The sequence below is a fragment of the Streptococcus sp. IsoGale022 genome (genome assembly GCF_031142805.1).
In the GTDB taxonomy this organism is placed as follows: Bacteria; Bacillota; Bacilli; order Lactobacillales; family Streptococcaceae; genus Streptococcus; species Streptococcus sanguinis_A.
Map to the genome: position 1 here is coordinate 1 of NZ_JAKZJI010000029.1, position 16,794 is coordinate 16,794.

15 protein-coding genes and 3 pseudogenes are annotated in these 16,794 nt (G+C 43.5%); 6 read left to right on the top strand and 12 right to left on the bottom strand.

Annotated features, from left to right (window positions below; genetic code table 11):
• Positions 1-94: 94 nt before the first annotated feature.
• Positions 95-529 (bottom strand): GNAT family N-acetyltransferase, encoded by a 435-nt coding sequence (locus tag RG608_RS11335; protein ID WP_268687824.1) that lies wholly within the window; start codon positions 527-529, stop codon positions 95-97.
• Positions 530-551: 22 nt separating this feature from the next.
• Between RG608_RS11335 and RG608_RS11340 the strand changes: the two genes are divergently transcribed.
• The gene (locus RG608_RS11340) at positions 552-1,007 is read left to right on the top strand and encodes a MarR family winged helix-turn-helix transcriptional regulator (protein ID WP_268687825.1); all 456 of its coding nucleotides are present in this window, start codon (positions 552-554) and stop codon (positions 1,005-1,007) included.
• 148 nt (positions 1,008-1,155) lie between these two features.
• On the opposite strand, the gene ileS is transcribed toward RG608_RS11340, so the two are convergent.
• The 11 genes from ileS to murD form a co-directional block, all read right to left on the bottom strand.
• Positions 1,156-3,948 (bottom strand): isoleucine--tRNA ligase, encoded by a 2,793-nt coding sequence (gene ileS, locus RG608_RS11345; RefSeq protein WP_308946990.1) that lies wholly within the window; start codon positions 3,946-3,948, stop codon positions 1,156-1,158.
• Between the two features lie 283 nt (positions 3,949-4,231).
• A complete protein-coding gene (locus RG608_RS11350; RefSeq protein ID WP_308946991.1) occupies positions 4,232-5,026 on the bottom strand; it encodes a DivIVA domain-containing protein in 795 nt (264 codons plus the stop codon).
• Positions 5,027-5,035: 9 nt separating this feature from the next.
• Positions 5,036-5,821, bottom strand: a complete 786-nt coding sequence (locus tag RG608_RS11355) for a YlmH/Sll1252 family protein (RefSeq protein WP_308946992.1) — start codon at positions 5,819-5,821, stop codon at positions 5,036-5,038.
• Positions 5,818-6,093, bottom strand: coding sequence for a YggT family protein (locus tag RG608_RS11360; RefSeq protein WP_223312270.1), 276 nt, complete (start codon positions 6,091-6,093; stop codon positions 5,818-5,820). Before RG608_RS11360 ends, RG608_RS11355 begins: the two co-directional genes overlap by 4 nt.
• 5 nt (positions 6,094-6,098) lie before the next feature.
• Entirely contained in the window at positions 6,099-6,686 is a 588-nt protein-coding gene (locus tag RG608_RS11365; protein ID WP_002896164.1) for a cell division protein SepF, read from the bottom strand.
• Positions 6,687-6,695: 9 nt separating this feature from the next.
• Positions 6,696-7,367: a YggS family pyridoxal phosphate-dependent enzyme gene (locus RG608_RS11370; RefSeq protein ID WP_268687829.1), complete on the bottom strand. Its 672-nt coding sequence runs from the start codon at positions 7,365-7,367 to the stop codon at positions 6,696-6,698.
• Between the two features lie 8 nt (positions 7,368-7,375).
• Complete coding sequence (ftsZ, locus tag RG608_RS11375; protein WP_268687830.1) at positions 7,376-8,653, bottom strand: cell division protein FtsZ; 1,278 nt, start codon at positions 8,651-8,653, stop codon at positions 7,376-7,378.
• A gap of 16 nt (positions 8,654-8,669) precedes the next feature.
• A complete protein-coding gene (gene ftsA, locus RG608_RS11380; protein ID WP_308946993.1) occupies positions 8,670-10,028 on the bottom strand; it encodes a cell division protein FtsA in 1,359 nt (452 codons plus the stop codon).
• 121 nt (positions 10,029-10,149) lie between these two features.
• Complete coding sequence (locus RG608_RS11385) at positions 10,150-11,313, bottom strand: cell division protein FtsQ/DivIB (protein ID WP_268687832.1); 1,164 nt, start codon at positions 11,311-11,313, stop codon at positions 10,150-10,152.
• A complete protein-coding gene (locus RG608_RS11390; RefSeq protein ID WP_268687833.1) occupies positions 11,310-12,380 on the bottom strand; it encodes a UDP-N-acetylglucosamine--N-acetylmuramyl-(pentapeptide) pyrophosphoryl-undecaprenol N-acetylglucosamine transferase in 1,071 nt (356 codons plus the stop codon). Before RG608_RS11390 ends, RG608_RS11385 begins: the two co-directional genes overlap by 4 nt.
• Before the next feature lies 1 nt (position 12,381).
• Entirely contained in the window at positions 12,382-13,734 is a 1,353-nt protein-coding gene (murD, locus tag RG608_RS11395) for a UDP-N-acetylmuramoyl-L-alanine--D-glutamate ligase (RefSeq protein ID WP_308946995.1), read from the bottom strand.
• A 244-nt stretch (positions 13,735-13,978) separates the two neighbouring features.
• Between murD and RG608_RS11400 the strand changes: the two genes are divergently transcribed.
• The 5 genes and pseudogenes from RG608_RS11400 to RG608_RS11420 all read left to right on the top strand — a co-directional run.
• Entirely contained in the window at positions 13,979-14,560 is a 582-nt protein-coding gene (locus tag RG608_RS11400; RefSeq protein WP_232011355.1) for a TetR/AcrR family transcriptional regulator, read from the top strand.
• Position 14,561: 1 nt separating this feature from the next.
• Positions 14,562-14,786: pseudogene (locus RG608_RS11405) on the top strand (transposase); the annotation flags it as partial.
• A gap of 76 nt (positions 14,787-14,862) precedes the next feature.
• Positions 14,863-15,762, top strand: coding sequence for a CPBP family intramembrane glutamic endopeptidase (locus RG608_RS11410; protein ID WP_268687835.1), 900 nt, complete (start codon positions 14,863-14,865; stop codon positions 15,760-15,762).
• A 219-nt stretch (positions 15,763-15,981) separates the two neighbouring features.
• Positions 15,982-16,323: pseudogene (locus RG608_RS11415) on the top strand (serine hydrolase); the annotation flags it as partial.
• Positions 16,324-16,515: 192 nt separating this feature from the next.
• Positions 16,516-16,794, top strand: a pseudogene (locus RG608_RS11420) (methicillin resistance protein FmtA); the annotation flags it as partial.

Consider the following 16,794-nt stretch of genomic DNA (forward strand, 5'->3'; position numbering starts at 1 on the left):
TCTCGTCGCTTTGAATATCAAAAAGGAGAGAACCTATCCAGTTCTCTCCAGGGTATGACTTTTCGTTAACCCACTACAGTTGACAAAGAGCCTTTTATTGTTTATAGATCATGGTAATGTGAGGCGTCGATTCAAAAATAAAGGGTTGACCAACCGCCTTAAAGCCATACTTTTCATAGAGAGCAGCCACCTGCTCCTGAGCCTCTATTTCAATTTCCTTTCCTGGCCATTTTTCAGCACATAATTGTAAGATCTCTCTGATAAGCTGTCCTCCTAAGCCCTGTCCTCGTACAGACCCAGCTGTGACTACTCGACCAAAGACTAAATGCTCTCCCTCTTCAAAGACCCGAGCATAAGCATCGATTTCCCCTTTTTCATTAGCATGGTAAACGTGCACTGCTTCTAGGTCCTTCTCATCCAGTTCATGATAAATGCGCTCCTGTTCCACCACAAAGGTGTCAATGCGCAATTTCAAGATTTGATAAAATTCTATCGGGTTCAACTCTGTTAATTTTTTCCTAGACCACATACTTGTTTCCTCTAACTTTTTAATGTATAATAAATGCAAATGCAACTATAAAGGAGTTCCTATGGATTACCGTCAACTTTTCCGACAAATGGGCTTTATTTCTAGACAGGCTATGATGAAAATGAATCAGAAAGCCAGTAACTATGGCCTAGACAATAATTTGTTTCTACTGCTCATTCGCATCGTCGAAAATGAAGGCCTCAGCCAATCACAACTGGCAGAGATGGTGCAGATTGACAAGACTACCCTCAGCCGATCCCTAGGAAAGCTGGAAGATAGGGGCTTAATTATCAAAAAGACCAAAGCTCAAAATAAGAAGTTCAAAGAGCTCTATCCTAGCAATCAGGCTCTCAAACTCTACGACCAGCTAATTGGCTTTGAAAATACTTATACCAGTCAGGCTCTGCAGCAACTGACTTCCTCTGAGCTCTTTCAGCTCCAAAACATTCTAGCTAAAATAGATACTCCTAATGTATAAGTAGTATAACAGAAAACAGTTGCAAACGCAACTGTTTGTGTTTTCTAATTTAGTTTTAATTTAACAAATTAACAAATTTTCAAATCAATCCATCTATCTAAAAAATGGCTTACCACTAAAGGGCAAAGCCATTTTTTATTTTGGAAACTTACTTGCTCTCAAAGCCTTCTGAGACAGCTTGAGCAAAGTTTTCTTCTAAAATTTCTGCACAGTGGTCACAGACAAGGGCTTGATAACTGCGCTCTTTAACTGTTGTGTCAATGCGACGGCAGCGATCACAGACTTGCCCCTGCGCATGCTCTACGACAAAAGCCACATCTTCAAAGACTAGAGCGCCTTCTGGAGCAGGTCCTTCAGCAATCGTTAATTGAGAAACGATAAGAAGCTGAGCCACATCGCTATTGACTGCTTCCAGCAAGGTCTTGATGACTTCATTCGGATAGACAGTCAGGTGTGCTTCCAATGATTTCCCGATAACCTTTTCATTGCGGGCTTCTTCCAAGGCTTTCTGAGCCTGACTGCGGAAATCCATAAAGGCGGCCCAAGTGTCCAAGATTTCTTCTTGATTTGGGAAAGTCTGAGCTTCTGGCATTTCGGATAACTGAACAAATTCTTCCTTTTCGTGCTCTAGGTAAGACCAGATTTCTTCTGCCGTGTGCGGCAAGATTGGAGTCAGAAGCTTGGTGATTTTAACCAAAATATCATAGAAGACAGTCTGCATCTGACGTCGTTCCAATGATTTAGCTGCTTCGATATAGACGACATCTTTGGCAAAGTCCAGATAGAAAGCGGACAAGTCAACGGTCACAAAGTTGACAATCGCTTTATAAATAGTCAGAAACTCAAAGTCTGCGTAAGCCTTGCGAATAGTCTCTACTAATTGATTGAAGCGGATAGTCATGTATTTATCAACAGAACGAAGTTCTTCGTAAGCTACAGCATCCTCAACCGGATTAAAGTCAGAGGTGTTGGCAATCAAGAAACGCAAGGTATTCCGAATCTTACGGTAGGTTTCAGAAACTTGGCTCAAGATATCCATAGAGATACGTACGTCGTTACTAGAGTCTACACTGGTTACCCAGAGACGCAAGATTTCTGCACCAAATTGTTTTTCCACGTCACTTGGAGCAATGGTATTCCCAAGGGATTTAGACATCTTTTCACCCTTACCATCTAGGGCAAATCCTTGTGACAAGATTTGTTTGTAAGGGGCCACGCCATGGTTAGCAACTGATGTGATAAGAGATGAGTTGAACCAACCACGGTATTGGTCTGAACCTTCTAGATAAAGATCAGCCGGGTAAGTCAATTCCGGACGGTTGATCACTACCCCATTCCATGATGAACCTGAGTCAAACCAAACGTCCATGATGTCCGTTTCCTTGGTAAATTCGCCGTTTGGAGAACCTGGATGAGTAAATCCTTCTGGTAAGAGGTCTTTTGCTTCACGCTTCCACCAGACGATAGAGCCGTGCTCCTCAAAAAGCTGAGCCACGTGTTCGATGGTTTCTGCTGTCATGATTGGTGTTCCGTCTTCGGCATAGAAGATTGGAAGCGGAACTCCCCAAGCCCGCTGACGAGAGATAACCCAGTCACCGCGGTCACGAATCATATTGTAGAGACGTACTTTCCCCCATTCAGAATGGAATTTAACCTTGTCAATTTCATCTAAAATTTCTTGACGGAATTTAGAAACAGATGCAAACCACTGTGGTACTGCCCGCCAGATGATTGGCTTCTTAGTACGCCAGTCAAATGGATAAGAGTGAGAAATTTCTTCCTGAGCAAGGAGCAAATCACCAAGCTTTTCAATAACCGTTGGCACAACCTTATCATAGAACTGGCCTTCAAAGTCAGGACCAGCATTTTCCATCATGATACCGCGCTCATTGACTGTCACAGCAACTTCCAGTCCATTGGCTACACCGACATGGTAGTCGTCCTCACCAAAACCAGGCGCTGTATGAACAATACCGGTACCAGAGTCAGTCGTAACGTGGTCACCCAGGATAACAAGTTCATCTACAGCAGTATCCCATGGGTGAACTGTCACGATGTGGTTTAATTCTTGACCACGGTAGGTATCCAAAACTTGAACATCAGCCCAGCCAAATTTCTCAGACAAACTATTCAACAATTCAGACGCTACAATAAACTTGCGACTTTCACCCGCAGGCTGAACCAAAACGTAGTCAATATCTGCTCCTACAGTCAAACCGCGAGAGGCTGTAATGGTAAATGGAGTTGTTGTCCATACGACAATGTAAGTATCTGTGTCCAAGACCCCTTTGCCATCTTTGACACGGTTAGCATAGTAGAGAGAGGTGGAAACCAAATCATGGTATTCAATTTCCGCTTCAGCCAAAGCTGACTCAGAAGACCAAGACCAGTAAACGGGCTTAGCACCACGGTAAATGTATCCTTTCTTAGCCATTTCACCAAAGACGCGGATCTGAGCGGCTTCATAATCTGGTGTCAAGGTTACATAAGGATTATCCCAGTCACCAGAAACACCCAAACGCTTGAAGTCTTCTTTTTGCTTTTCGACTTGGCTGAGAGCATAGTCCCGACACATATTGAGGTACTCTACCAAGTCCAGCTCTTTGCGCTTAATGCCTTGCTTTGCCAATACCTGCTCGATCGGAAGACCATGCGTATCCCATCCTGGAATGTAGGGCGCATAGTAACCAGCCATAGACTTTGAGCGAACAATGATATCTTTGGAAATCTTATTCATAGCATGGCCGACATGAATATTCCCGTTAGCATAGGGAGGCCCATCATGCAAGATAAAGTGCGGCTTGCCTTCGTTCAGTTCCTGACGACGCTGATAAAGCTTAGCTTCATCCCATTCCTTCTGCCAGATTGGCTCCTTATTTGGAAGACCGGCCCGCATAGGAAAAGCAGTTTTTCCAAGGTTAAGTGTTTCTTTCAGTTTCATTCTATTCCTCTTTATTTTTAAAAATTACAAATTAAAAACCGCAAACTTCTCCAAAAAGGACGAAAATTCGCGGTACCACCTTTGTTTAGGCAAGACAATAGCATAATGCTCCTCTTGCCCCTCTTTGTCCGTAACGTGGACTGCCGTCTCATCCTACTGATTTCAGACGAAAGTTCTGTAAAATGATAGCCCAAGCAAGATGGACTGCAGATCTCTCACCATCATCTGCTCGCTGAAAGTATTTTGCTTGGTCTGTGTTTTTACAATCTTATCTTCTTTAAAATTATAAAATATTTACTGGAACTTTTTGTTCCCCATTTGTATCATCATCGTGATGTTCAGCTTCTGAGCCCTCCTCAGCTGCGTGAGCTTCTATATCTTCATCACTAAGCGGAGAAAAGGCTTGAGTCGCAGCTAATTCACGGTTAGCAGCTTCAATGCGCTCTTGCAGCTCAGCCATTTCTTCTGGAGAAAATTGACGAGTCACATCCACTTCTTCCTCACGAACAACTGCTTCTTCGCCAAGAACCTCAGATACAACTTCCTTGAAAGCTTCATCGCTGGTCTGCAGATAAGTAGCTGTCGGACGAAGGATTTCTTCCCATTCAGACGAATCCACAATGCTGAGTTGGCTCTCAATGGTTGATTTCAAACGTTGATGGAAGACACGTGTTTTGTTTTTCAGTTCTTCTGTTTCAATGGCTACTTTTTTAGCATTGTCAGCTGCCTGACGCAAAATCTCATCAGCCTTGTACTTAGCTCCATCCAACAAATGCTGCGCATCCTGCTCTGCCTGACGAACAATATTCGCAGATCGCTCGTTGGCAGCAACTTTAACGCGCTCAGCCGTATCTTGAGCAATCAAAACAGACTGGCTGAGAGAGTCTTTCATCTCATCAAAATATGTCAGACGTTCTTCCAGATTGCGAATTTTTGCTTCTTTTTCGTGGTTTTCACGAACCAAGTCCTCATAATCACGGACAACGATGTCAAGGAATTCATCTACCTCTTCAACATCATAGCCTCTAAACTTGGTTCCAAAGGATTTATCTTTAATTTCTAATGCTGTAAGTGTCATAGTTCCTCCTCATTTACTAGCTAATAATTCAACGGTTAACTTATGTTTTCCATTCTTGGAAAGGCCATTTTCTCTTAAAACCTTAAATCTTCCAAATCGTCTAACGCTAATCAAGTCTTCAAGCCCGACCTGCTGGCTGGGATTGTCATTAACAGCATAGTTCATTTTCACATGCTTACCAGAAATCAGCTGAGCAGCCTGGCTCCTTGACAACTTAAAAGTGCTGGCTACCAACTTATCCAAGCGAAGACTAGATGCTAAAATTTCTCTGGTGACAACCTGCTTCTGCTCTTTCAGCTGCTCTGCAAAGGAAACTTCCTTTAGTCTGACAGGCATCTTTGCTATTTTAGTGACATGGTCTATAAAATACTGAGCCAGTCTTTTATCTACAAAGAGCTGAGCACGGTCTCCAACCACAAGAATATCGCCAAAGGTCCGTCTTTCAATCCCTAATTGATTGAGCAAGGTCCCCATAATCTGCGAATGACTGATTTTATAAAATTTGCTTGCATAGAAAATTTCCAGCAAGCTCAATTCAAAATCATCCATATTCAGTTGGTAATAAGAAGGCGCCACAAGAACTCTTGCCAGTTCACTTGGAAAATAATCCGAACTAGCAAAGACTTGCACATCATATTGCTTGCCAATATTCTTCAGTATCGAAACCTGATGGGGATTCAGAAAAGACGTTGTTTCAAAGGCATAGGTATCTTGAACCCGCTGAAGCAACTCCAGACTCCTATCAATAAACTCTCGATCCTCATGCGAAAAGTGTTGATATAAATCTTTCATCATAATAACATTAGTAAGATGCTTATTAAATAAAAGACTACACGATTTAAAAGGTTTAAAGCCAGAATTGCAACCCAAACGGTAAAGTCCAGCCCTGCAAACTGCAAGGGAAGACGGCGGAAAAGTTTTAAATACGGTTCTACAATTCGTGTTAGAAACTCTCCGAATTTGGTTTGATAGGCTCCTGGAAACCAAGATAGAAGTGCATAGACAATCAAGGCAATGCTATAAAGATCGAAAAGATTAGAGATGGCACGAATTACAAAATATAACATATCTCTTATCTACTGCGCTTCATATCAAAGTCGAATTCACTGATTTCAACATCGTTTGGCAGGCGGATATCTTCCACATTTACCACTACATTAATCGGAGTCAGCAAATACATAGTGCTTGCAACTTTTTTCAAATTTCCAGCCAAAACATAACGAGCACCGTCTAGGTAGTCTAAACAACGTCGAGCCTGTACCTCAGTCATATACTGGAAGTCAATCAGGATGCTTTCATTAGCCAAAAGCAGGTCAACAATTTCAGTCGCTTCCTCATATCTCCTCGGATAACGAACATCAATCGTAATCTTTTCATCCGCATTTGCACGGTGCTGAGCCAATTCCTGCTGACGTGCATGCAGTCTGGTAATATTCTCTGTCGAAGATTTCTGTTGTGGCTGTGGTTTAGGCTGTGGCTTGGCTGCAGCAACCGGACGAGGAGCTGGCTTGCTCTCTCTGACTGGCTTAGGCTGAACCAATTCAGGCTTCTGCTTAACAGGCGCTGCAGGTCTGCTGACAGTCTGCTCCTGAACCTCAGTCTCATCTCCATCTTCTGTAAAATAATCTATAAATTTATCAAATCTATCTTTTAATGACATATTTCTTTCCTATTTAAAAAATGCTGTACCAATTCTGACATAGGTCGAGCCATGGGCAATTGCTTCTGGATAATCACGGCTCATTCCCATGCTTAATTCAGAAAAGGGCATATTATTTAACTGTTTCTTTTTTAATTCTTTTTGTAGTTGATGAGCCTTTTCAAAAATTTGGTTCAGCTCCTCATGACTAGCTTCAAACGGAGCCATTGTCATCAATCCCACAATTTGAACATTCTCTAATTTTTCAAGTTCAGGCAGGACAAGCTCTAGATCTTCAACCAAAAAGCCATGCTTGCTCTCTTCTTTAGAAATATTCACCTGCAGGAAACATTTAATCACATGTTGGGCTCGTTTGTCAATCTCCTTGGCCAATTTCACAGAATCTAAAGCATGAAAGTAATCAACATAGTTAATCACATCCTTGACTTTTCTCCTCTGCAAACTGCCGATCAGGTGCCAGGTCAGATTCTCATCTTTCAGAGCACGGTACTTTTCTAAAAATTTATCTACCCGATTTTCTCCAATATGCTGAATACCTGTACGGACAAGCTCCTGAGTTGTTTCGCAGTCAACATATTTAGTGACTGCAATGATATTTACTGAATCTTTCAAACGCTGGGCTTGCTCCGCCGCCAGAGCGACGGATTGAAAGACCAACTCTTTATTATTCTGCAAATTCATGATTTAGATTAACGATTTCTGAAGAATGGAGGTGTTTCCAACTCATCATCATCTTCATTAGTTTCTGCATAGCGCTCTACGCGGGCTGAGGAACTTGGTTCTGCCTGACGAACAATCGCTTCACGGCGAAGATCCCAATCACCAAAGGCTGAACCTTTAGGTGTATCCGTTCTTTGACGGCTTGGAGCCGGAATATCAACTGTTTCAGTCATATCAAAGTTTCGTTCAAACTGTCCTGAGCGAACTTCGCGATTTGGCTCAGCTTGCTGCGGACGGCTTGGGCCAGTAGGTTGCTGTGTCTGACGAATACCGCTGACCTTTTCAACCTTGTCCTGACGGACACCGGTAGCCACAACAGTCACGCGGATTTCATCCTTCATGGACTCGTCAATAGCAGTACCGAGCCAGATGTTCACACCATGACCTGCTGCTTGGTTGACAATTTCTGAAGCTTCTTCAGCTTCAATCAAAGTCATATCTAGGCCACCAGTAACGTTGACAATTACGTCCTCTGCGCCATCAATGGTTGTTTCCAAAAGAGGTGAGTAAATAGCTTTGCGAGCAGCTTCGATGACACGTTCTTCACCGCTACCAACACCAATTCCCATCAAAGCATTACCCTTGTCTGCCATAACTGTTTTCACGTCGGCAAAGTCAAGGTTAATCAGTCCTGGGCTGGTAATCAAGTCGGTAATCCCTTGGACACCTTGGCGAAGAACATTATCTGCTTCACTAAGTGCTTCAAGAAGCGGAGTCTTCTTGTCTACAATTTCAAGCAAGTTGTTATTTGAGATAATCAAGAGTGTGTCTACATGCTCGCGAAGTTCATTTATACCCTCTACCGCAAATGTTCCACGCTTGCTCCCTTCAAAACCGAAAGGACGTGTAACTACAGCAACAGTCAGAGCACCAACATTCTTTGCGATACGAGCGATTACTGGAGCAGCACCTGTCCCAGATCCACCACCCATACCAGCAGTGATGAAGACCATATCTGCTCCTTGCAGAGCTTCAGTCAGGACTTCTTCGCTTTCTTCAGCAGCCTTGCGGCCAACTTCAGGCTGACCTCCGGCACCGAGTCCGCGAGTCAGCTTAGGACCAAGCTGAATAACTGTTTCAGCTTTGGCACTGCTAAGAGCTTGAACATCTGTATTTGCTGCGATGAATTCAACACCAGCAACACCTTCATCAATCATTCGGTTGATGGCATTACCGCCACCTCCACCGACACCAATAACTTTAATTACTGCGCCTTGTGCAGCAGCAGCGTCAAATGAAAATGTCATATTCTCTGTATTCTCCTTAATCAAACATTTTGCCAATTAGGTTACGCATCCGATCTGTAATACCGGTTTTTGGTTCTTGGTTTGGCACATCAGCACTGGCAACTGGAACTTCTTGGACCGGATCCTCAGGAATCTCATCAGCTGGTTGAGGTTCAAAGCGTGGTACTGACTGAGCAGGACGCTCAAAGGATACAGGTCGATGGCGCAGTTGCTCATCACCATGAACAGCAACCTGAGCCAGCATATCCACATCTGTTAAGTTTCCGGCATACTCTGACAGGCTGATAACATGTGCAAAGGCTGGATTGCGAATGCCGATTTGATTTGGCACATAAAGCTTGACATTCACGCCAAATACTTCCTGAGCCAGTTCAACTACTCCTGGAAGAATAGCTGCTCCACCAATAATCACAATACCGCCTGGCAACTCGAGAAGATGCCTTCTATCCAAATCGCGTTTGATTTGCTCAAAAATATGTTGGATACGAGCAGAAATAATTTCAGCCAGATATTTTTCAGTTACTTCAACCGGCTCAATCTCACCAATCACTTCTACTTGGAAGGACTCTGTGCCAGCTTCAGGAACATAAGCAGAACCATAGTTAAACTTGAGACTTTCAGCTAACTTTTGCGAAGTCTTCAAAATCTTGGAGATGTCCTTGGTTACGTAGTCGCCACCTTCTTGGTATATATTCGTATATTGAAGCTCTTGACCTTTAACAGAAGCCACTGTAGTTTGGCCGCCGCCCATATCAATAACAGTTGCACCAAACTCACGTTCCCCTTCGTTCAAGATTGACTTAGTCATAGCCAATGGGGAGATAATAACGTTCTCAAGCTGAACTCCCGCACGCTCCACTGTCTTGCGGAGGTTGTGGAGAATAGTCCGTGGTCCAGTGTAGAGAAGTCCCCGCATTTCTAAGCGAATCCCCATCATACCACGCGGATCACGAATCCCTTGGAAACCATCCACTACAAACTCTTCTGGGATGAAAGTAATTACTTCGCGGTCAGGAGTCATACTCTTCGTCAGAGCAGATCTAACAACATTCTCTACATCTGTATCTGTGATTTCCTTAGAATCACTAGTCACAGGAATCATACCCTGAGTAGGCTCAATCTGTAAGAGATTAGCCGGAAGTCCGACGTTAACTAAACCAATTGAAATGCCTGCCTTTTCTTCTGCTTGAGAAATAGCTGTCTTAATGGCAGCAGCAGCAGCCTCAATATCAACAATAATTCCATCTTTAACGCCAGCACTTTTTGCGTTGCTGACACCAATAACATTCATTTCATCGTTGATGTGCTCTGCCACCAACACTTTAATTGAGCTAGTTCCTATATCTAATCCAGTAAAAAAGCCGTCTCTAGCCATTACACCAGTCCTCTCTATCTTCCATGTTTCCGGTCTATACTAATAACACTAAAAATTAGAGTTACCCAAGCTTTATTATAACATAAAGAAACTGAAAATGTGCAGTTTTTCTACATATAATTTAGCGATTTTCGTTATTTACCGGGTTTTCTGTCGAATTTTGCGGCTCTGCAGGTTCTTCTTCCTGACTTTCTGTCACCTGCTCAGCCGCTTGCTCCGTTTGCTGTCCCGTCGGTCCCTCTTCTGTTTTCTGCTTTTCTTCATCAGAAGAAGATGACTCGTTTTGAGCTCCTTCAACATAACTAAAAATCCCTGCTTCCATATCTACAACACTAGGTACACCCTCTTCCAGCTGCGATTGGATTCCCTTGTAATATGGCAGTTTCTTAGCAATATGCGAAATTGGTACCAAAATTTTATTGCCATCATGCATGGTCAGCGTAACCAAGTCCGGTGTCACCTTGCTTGGAGTCAGCTGAACTGTCTTAATATTTTTCTTAACCGAAGCCGGTACCTTTTCAACTTGAAGGGCAAATTCCTTAATCAATTTTTTATCTGAAAACTCTATCGAAATATGGGTTTCTGGCAAAGAATCTGCAGCAGTCGGGTCCGAAATAACCTCTCCATTTGTCAGAATAGGATAGTATTGGCCACCCTCATGCAGATAGGCCAGAACTCCGTACTCCTTGACCTTTACCTGAAAGGTAATGGGAAACTGATAAGCCATCTCCAGGTTGTTAATCCAAGGACTAGAAGCTTTCATATTGCGGATATGATTACCGCCATTGATAAAGGTTGTTAAAGTATAGTCCTTCTCATCAATCTTACTGCTTTTGAGCAGGTCTTCCTGACTGACCATTTGGTTCCCTGAAAATTTGATTGTCTTCATGGTCGCCAGTGGCGTCAAAAAATAAACTGACAGGAGAAAAATCAAGCCACTGCCCAGCAAAACCGGCAGCGCTCGATAAATATGAATCCTCGAGATGCGAACCTTAGCAGCTTCTTTTTCTGCCTTTTTCTGAAGTTTCTCCAGTTTATTGCGCTCTTTCTCGCTCAATTCGGTCTCTAGCTCAGCTTCAGATGAGTCATCTTCTTCCGTCTCTTCAGCGATTTCTCCGCCTTCGATTGAGTCCTCAGCTTCTTTTGCTTCCTCTTCTTCCAGCTCCTTTTGTTTGCTGGCTTCTTCCTGAGCCTTCTTTTCAAGATATTCTTTGTTTCGTTTCTGCCATTCAGAGAGGTGCTCACTTACCTCTTCCTTTGACTCGTCGTGGTTTTTCTTGCTCATTTCTTTCCTTTGTCAATATCCGCTTTCAATAAAGCATAAAATTCATCTACAGACTTTATTTCCTGAGAATTTTGCATGGCTTGATGATAAGAAGCTTGGTTAGCCAAAAGGTCATCAAGGGCTGTCTGTAAATTGCTCATATCCAGCTCTTCCTCTGCCAATTGCTTGGCATATCCCTTTTTCACAAAATAATCGGCATTTTCAATCTGATCGCCGCGGCTAGCTTCGCGTCCCAGAGGAACGATAATGTGCAGCTTAGCCATGGCCAAGAGCTCAAAGATTGTATTGGAACCGCCGCGAGTCACCACCACGTCTGCCAAGTCCATCAAAGGCTGGTAGAGGTCAGTCACATAGGCTCTGCGAAAGAGACGTTCAGACAAAACATCTAAACTTGCATCGCCTGTCAGATTGATAACGTTGTAACGTTCGGTCAGCGCAGCTTGATTCTGGCTGACAAAGTCATTAAAGATCTTAGCACCAGCAGAACCTCCGACAAAAAGCAGAGTAGGCAGCTCTTTGTCAAAATACTGACGAATTTCTCCTAGTTCCTGCGGTGCGACTGACTCTTGGTTGCCGACCTTGGTCACAGCTCCGACATGCTCAATCTTGGTCATACTGGAACTTTGCTCAAAGGTTGCATACATCTTGGTCGCACACTTATAGGCTATTTTATTCGCCAAGCCAATGGATAGATCCGACTCATGAACATAGACGGGCACTCCTGATAGACGCGCTGCAATCACTGGCGGAACAGATACAAAGCCTCCCTTAGAAAAGAGAGCCTGCGGCCGTACCTTGAGCATAATGCCCAGCGACTGGAAAATGCCCCAGACGACCTTAAAGCCATCCAACAGATTCTGCCATGAAAAATAGCGACGAAGCTTACCCGTAGCTACCGAATGGAAGGTCACGTCCAGTCCAGACTTTTGGATTTCCTGATACTCAATACCATGCTTATCACCAATATAGTGGACCTGCCAACCTTCTTTGATAAATTTCGGAATCAGGAGAAGGTTGAGGGTCACATGCCCAACCGTTCCTCCGCCTGTAAATACAATCTTTTTCATTTTAACCTTTTAATTCTTCAAATGCAGCGAGAAACTCATCGCCACGGACTTCAAAATTACTATACATATCCCAGCTGGCATTGGCAGGACTAAGCAAGACAATGTCTCCTGGCTTCGCTTGATCAAAGGCCTTACGAGCTGCATCTCGGACATCAGTCGCATCCAGATAAGAAACGCCAGCCTGATCAGCCGCTCTCTTTACACGCGGAGCTGATTGTCCTAAGATCACCATTTTCTTGAGCCCTTTAATATCAGGCACCAACTCGTCAAATTCATTGCCACGGTCCAAGCCGCCCGCAATCAGAATCACCTTGCTATTGTCAAAACCAGATAAGGCTTTCTGGGTTGCCAAGATATTGGTAGACTTACTGTCATTGTAAAAGGCAACCTCATTTACCTGCCCCACATACTGGAGGCGGTGCTTAACACCCCCAAAAGCTGACAAGACTTCTTTGATCGTCTGATTGTCAATACCACGCAGCTTGGCTACTGCAATCGTAGCCAGAGCATTTTCAACATTATGACTGCCAGGAACGCCGATTTCAGCCGCCTGCATAATCGCCTCTCCGCGGAAGGTCAAGACATCACCCTCTAGATAGGCACCATCCACCTTTTCAGTCGTTGAAAAAGGCACAACAGTAGCCTGAGCCTGGCTAGCCATTTCCTTGGCCCAGTCTTGATTGAAATTCAAAACCAGATAATCATCAGCTGTCATGTTTTTCTGGATATTCCACTTGGCAGCTGCATATTCCTCAACAGAGCCGTGATAATCCAAATGTGTCGGCATGAGGTTGGTAATAACAGCTATTTGCGGATGAAAAGCCTCAATCCCCATCAACTGGAAGGAAGACAGTTCCATGACCAGTGTATCTTTGCTGCTGGCTGTTTGGGCTACCTGGCTGGCTGGAAAGCCGATATTACCGGACAATAGACCATTTTGACCGCCAGCTGTCAAGACTTGCGCAATCATGGTTGTGGTCGTCGTCTTACCATTTGAACCCGTAATACCAATAATCGGCGCTTCAGAAATCAGATAAGCCAACTCGACTTCAGTAATAACTGGAATCTTCTTCTCCAGAGCTCGAACGACCATGGCATTGTCATAAGGAATACCTGGATTTTTCACCATCAGTTCAAAGTCTTCGTCCAGCAACTCCAAGGGATGACCTCCTGTCACCACTTTTATACCTTCTTCTAGCAAAGATTGGGCAGCAGGATTTTCCTCGAAAGGTTTCCCGTCGTTAACTGTCACGATGGCTCCTAATTTATCTAAAAGGCGAGCAGCTGACTCACCCGACTTGGCCAATCCTAGGACCAAGACTTTCTTATTGGCAAAATTTGCTATATTTTTCATAAGCAACCTCTTCCATTCATACTTCATTCTATTTTACCTTTTTTTGTGGAAATAAAAAAGGGGCAAGGGCAGAAGATTTGAGAAAAATGATAAGTTTTCATCTTCCTGCAATCTTTTGAAATATATGGTAATAGAAGAAAAATTTTGTCTTTTTTTTGCATTTTTGTTTTTGAAAGTGTTATACTAATCATAGAAAGAAGTTACCAGCGGTAACAGCAAAAACATCTCGAAAGGAGGAGGAAAATTGGCAGAAAAAAAGCCGCCTTTAAAAGAACTATTATTGCAGGCTGGCTTTGATAGCATTGCTGCTCATGGCTGGCAAGACCTGTCGCTTCGGAAGTTAGCAAGTAGCTGCAAGGTCAGCCATGTGGCTAGCTACCGCCATTTCAAAAACAAGGACGATTTGATGTTCGCTTTGGTTCCAATCATTTCCAAACATTTTGCTGATTTTCTAAAAGAGTCGGAAAAAGAAGACCAAGCGCCCCGAGAGAAAATTCTACAGCTGGCTCTACAGTTTATCAACTACTCTCAAGTCCATGCAAATTTTTTCGATTTTCTATTTCTCAGCAAATACAGCCTAGCTACGCAAAATGATGATACAGGGCAAATGGAGCTGGAAAAAAGAGTCGCCTCTTTTGACTATAATAAGGAGAAAATAGAGGAATTTATCCAGTCACTTGACGGCGACTACGACTTCAATCAGGTTTTCATGCACTTGGGGAGTTTTGTCTTCGGCATCAGTCTTTTAGTCCGGCAGAAAATTTATCCAGCAGACAAGAAAGAGCTGACATCACTCATCCAAACGACACTCGCTTTTTATCAATAGGAGGTTTCCCTACCAGATTTGGCACAGCATTTATTCGACAAACCTCATTGAGTCTCTTAACAAAGAAATCAAACGTCAAACGAAAAAGAAGGTTCTTTTTCCTAACGAGGAGGCTCTGAAACGTTACTTAGTTACTTTGTTTGAAGATTATAATTTCAAGCAAAGTCAACGAATCCATAAAGGGTTTGGCCAATGTTCTGACACACTTGAAAGCTTATTTGATTAAAACTACATAACTCTACTAGAGTGTTTACACAAAATTATTGACAGTATCGAAAATTCTTATTTAGAAAGGAAAACATATGGCACATATTTATCAAGCGACACATCATTCCTCTAGTCTAGAAACTTTGCAAGAAGAAGCAGGGGCGAAAAACTGGTGGCTGAGCATGCCTCTAGCTTTTCTGGCGCTCGGTCTGGGCATGTTGCTCAGCGGGCTCTTGTCTCAATGGCTGATACAACCCTTTATCAATGTTTCTAATCAACTCGTATTAGAAGAAGTGAGCACCCTTCTATTTCATGGTATCAGTGCTCTTCCCCTTCTCCTTGTGGCTAAGTTTTGGGAGCACCGCAGTCTTGCGAGCTTTGGTCTCTGGTGGGAAAAGCTGGGCAAAAATCTCCTGTTTGGAGCAGTTATAGGATTCTTGACGACAACGGCAATTATTGGCGTTAATGCGCTAGCTGGTCAGCTCCATTTTCGACTAGGAAATCAATTTAATCTCGCACTCTGGCTCTATTTGCTCCTTATGATTTTCTTGGAGGCCTTAGCCGAAGAAGTCATTTACCGCGGCTTTGTCCTGAACAAGCTCCGCACCAAAATGGGGCTTGTCCCAGCTATTGCCCTAGGCAATCTCTTCTTTGGTCTCATGCACACATTCAAGGGTGGCGCTCCTTTCTCTTACATCCTGAGCGTGACCTTGTCGGGCGTTCTCTTTTCCCTCCTTTTTGCCCTGACCGATAATCTCTGGCTGGTGGCGGCGACCCATGCTCTTTACAATCTGACCCTTACAAATATCTTTGGCTTTGTTGAGAGCGGTCCGACTTTCCTGCGGACGACCTTAAGTAGCGACAGCAATCCACTTTTAGTTGGAACGGCTGCCATTCCTGTCGTAGGAGGGATCCTGGAGCCAATCACGATGACCCTGATTTGCCTTTTCATCGCTTATCTGGTCAAGAAAAAAGCAGACGCCAAGGCCTTGTAAAAACGTTAGAATGACTGTAAATCCGATAAATTTGACGAATAAATAAAAGAAGGGAGTAACCCTTAACTGAAAAATGACCGTTCTACCTACTCGTTTTCATCTTCATTTTCAAAAAATTTTAGAAATATTTTAGAAATACTTTATAAATATTTGAAGTTTGTCCTTTAAACTGGAAGTGTAACCAAATTAAAAGGAGGACAATGATGAAAAAAATCATTTTTGAAAAGCGCTGTAGCGCTAGTAACTTGTGGCTTGCTCGCTCTAGGAGCGGGTCATGTTCAAGCTGACCAGCAGAAATTGCCGTCGGGCACATCCTACGACCAAATCGGTCAGAAGATTGAGGACTACTACAAGGAGCACGAAAAAAACAGTGCTGGTATGGCGACGACCGTCATTGACAAGGACGGACAGACCATTTACCAAAAGAACTTTGGCTATATGGACAAGGAAAAGAAGCTGGCTGTGGACGACAGTTCAGTTTTCGAGTGGGGCTCTGCCACCAAACTGACCGTCTGGGTCAGTGTCATGCAGCTCTGGGCAAGATGGCGGATTTGGTTTAAATAGTCATCAAACAGATATAAACCAGCATTGCTATGATAGCAATGCTGGTTTTGTTTAGCACCTCCCCCCCACTTTTTCTACCACTTACCTGCAGAAACTTACCACTTACCGAAAAAGGGTAGATTTGGCGCTGCCCTTTTGTTAGGATAAGGGTGCAAAGGGGAAGGAAGTTTAAATTCTAAGGAGGCAATCATGAAAACATCATTTTTGAAAAGCGCTGTGGCGCTGGTAACATGTGGCTTGGTGGCTTTTGGAGCAGCGCAAGTTCGAGCTGACCAGCAAAAATTGCCGTCGGGCACGCCTTATGACCAAATCGGTCAGAAAATTGAAAATTTCCACAAGGAACACGAAAAAACCAGCGCGGGACTGGCGGCAGCAGTCTTTGATAAGGACGGCCAAACCATTTACCAAAAGAACTTTGGCTATATGGACAAGGAAAAGAAGCTGGCTGTGGACGACAACTCGGTTTTT